Consider the following 2,443-nt stretch of genomic DNA (forward strand, 5'->3'; position numbering starts at 1 on the left):
CTGGTCGAACATGCTGGTCTGCGGATAGCCGTGCAGGCCGTGCTCGGTGCGGCGGAACTCGGCCATCACCCGGTGCCGGGCGTCCAGCAGCCGCAGCCCCTTCGTCGGGCGGGCCATGGCGGCGATCTCCTCTCCCACGCCCGCGGCCTGGAGGATCCGGCGTACCTCGTCGTCGTAGGCGCCGGCACGCGGGAGCGGGTAGATGTCCCTGTGGCGTTCGAGGACGACGCTGCGGACTCCGCGCCGGGCCAGGAGGAGGGCGGCGGTCACGCCCACGGGCCCGGCGCCGACGATCACCACGGGTACGTCTGCCCCGTCACGTTCGAAGATCATGTGCTTCGGGTCTCATTTCGCGTCCTTGACGGGGGTGCGCTGCTCGCCGAGGTCGATCCGGCCGTCCGCCGTCGCGATCGTCGCCGTGATCACGTCGCCCGCGTGCAGGTAGTGAGGGTTCTTCGCCTGGCTCTTGAAGAACGCCTTCCACTTCACGGCGGGCGGCAGCAGTGCGCCGATCTTCTCGACCGGCTTCGGCGGTGCCTTGAGCGCCGTACCACCTGGGGTGCCGGTGAGCAGCAGGTCACCGGCGTCGAGGGTCTGGAAGCGGGCCAGCAGGGTGAGCGCCTGCGCCGGGCGGACGATCATGTCGGCGAGGGTACGGTCCTGGCGCAGTGCGCCGTTGACGGACAGCTTCAGCCGGAGATCGAGGAGGTGGGCGAAGTCCTCCGGCTCCAGCAGGGTGAGGTACGGCCCGGTCGGGGTGAAGGTCGGGTACGACTTGCTCTCGTAGAACTGCGTCTTGGTCAGCTGGACGTCCCGCGCGCTGACGTCGTTGGTGATCACGAGCCCGGCGATGTACGACGGCAGGTCCCGGTCCTCGACCACGGTGCCGACCGGCAGGGGCGCGCCCATGACGAGGCCGAGTTCGATCTCGTAGTCGAGGAACTTCACATGCGGCGGCCGGATGACGGCGTCGACGGGGCCGCTGACCGAGCCGGACGCCTTGCGGAAGAAGGCCGGCGGGATGTCGCCGGTGAACCCCGAATCGCGGGCGTGGCTACGGTAGTTGACCATCTGGGCGACGACCCGGCAGGGCGTGGTGACCGGCGACAGGGCGGTCAGGTCGGCGACGGGTGTGCCGGGCTCGCCGGAGAGCGCGGCCGCTTGTACGGCGGCCCGGTCGGCGATCAGTTCGGCGGTGGTGTCGGCCTTGGTTTCGACCGGGACGGCCCGGTCGATGGGGGTCTCCCCCGCTCGAGCGGAGTCGAGCGCTCGGGGGAGGACGACCCACCAGCCTTCGGCGGTGCGCAGGACATTGGTGCTCATGACATGGCTCTCTGTGAAGGGGTCAGGAGTTGGCGGCCTTGAGCAGGCCGAACAGTCGCGCCGGGTCCATCTCGTTGTCACCGCGCAGGGCCTCGATGACGTGGCGGACCCGCTCCGGGGAAGGGCTCGCGCCGAGGAAGTCACGCGTGGCCGGCGGACCCCACTGCGCCAGCCCGCTGGTCGAGAAGGCCGCCCAGCCCGGCTCGACATCGCAGGAGAACAGGTCGCCGTCGGCGAAGTGCTCCAGCATGAAACGGTCGGGGTCGCGCCAGTAGTCGAAGAGCTGGCTGCCCTGGACGTGACGGCCGATACCCCAGCTGCGCTTGTATCCGCGCTCCTTGAGGTACTCGCCACCTGCGGCGATCGAGTCCAGGTCGGTGACCTGGTACGCGGAGTGGACATACCCCGTGCCCGGCCCCAGATGCATGGCCAGGGTGTGGTGGTCGGCCGGCACGCCGCCGAGGTCGCAGCGGATGAACGCCATGACCGGGCCGCGCTCGCGCTGCCCGTCCAGGAACAGGAAGTCGGACACGATCATGCCGAGGGTGTCCAGGTACCAGTCCAAGGCCCGGCCGAACACGCGGGTCTCCAGGACCAGGTGGCCGAGGCGCTGGATGCGGGAGGGCTCGCGGGGCGGGCGCTGGGTGGCGTTCGTACGGCGGTGATCCGTGCCGAAGTTGAGGAGCAGCGGCTGCTGTTCCGGAAGCGCGGGCAACTGTTCGGCGCAGTGCACCACCCGCACCGGAAAGCCCGAGGGGTCGAGCAGGTCGACCACCTTGCCGCCGCCGGGTACGTCCGCGTCCCGTACGGACGAGCCGGCGGCGCGGGCCAGCCGCCCCAGGTCGGCACGATCGGCGGCCCGGAACGCCGGGCCGATGAAACGGGACGTACGACCGCGGCGGATCACCATGCAGGGCGGACCGGCGAACGCCCCCCGCAGCCACAGCTCCCGCTCGGTACGCGCGACGACCTGGAAGCCGAAGTCACAGGCGAATACCTCCGCCCGGTCCAGGTCGGGCTTCTCGAACTCCAGCCAGGCCAGGTCCGCCACCTTGATCAGCGGGTTCCGGGAACGGCCCGGATGCTCGCCGCGCAGGGCGCCCTGCTCACTGTGCAGGTC

Annotated in this window: 3 protein-coding genes; all 3 read right to left on the reverse strand. The window is 70.6% G+C overall.

Annotated features, from left to right (window positions below; translation table 11 throughout):
* Positions 1-333: FAD-dependent monooxygenase (locus ADK65_RS34430; RefSeq protein WP_159038862.1), on the reverse strand; the 333-nt coding region annotated here is incomplete at its 3' end.
* Positions 334-345: 12 nt separating this feature from the next.
* The gene (locus ADK65_RS34435; protein ID WP_053675227.1) at positions 346-1,323 is read right to left on the reverse strand and encodes a fumarylacetoacetate hydrolase family protein; all 978 of its coding nucleotides are present in this window, start codon (positions 1,321-1,323) and stop codon (positions 346-348) included.
* Between the two features lie 22 nt (positions 1,324-1,345).
* Positions 1,346-2,443, reverse strand: a 1,098-nt coding sequence (locus tag ADK65_RS34440; RefSeq protein WP_053675229.1) for a VOC family protein, incomplete at its 5' end; no start/stop codon positions are given.

The sequence above is a fragment of the Streptomyces sp. NRRL B-1140 genome (genome assembly GCF_001280065.1).
GTDB lineage: Bacteria > Actinomycetota > Actinomycetes > Streptomycetales > Streptomycetaceae > Streptomyces.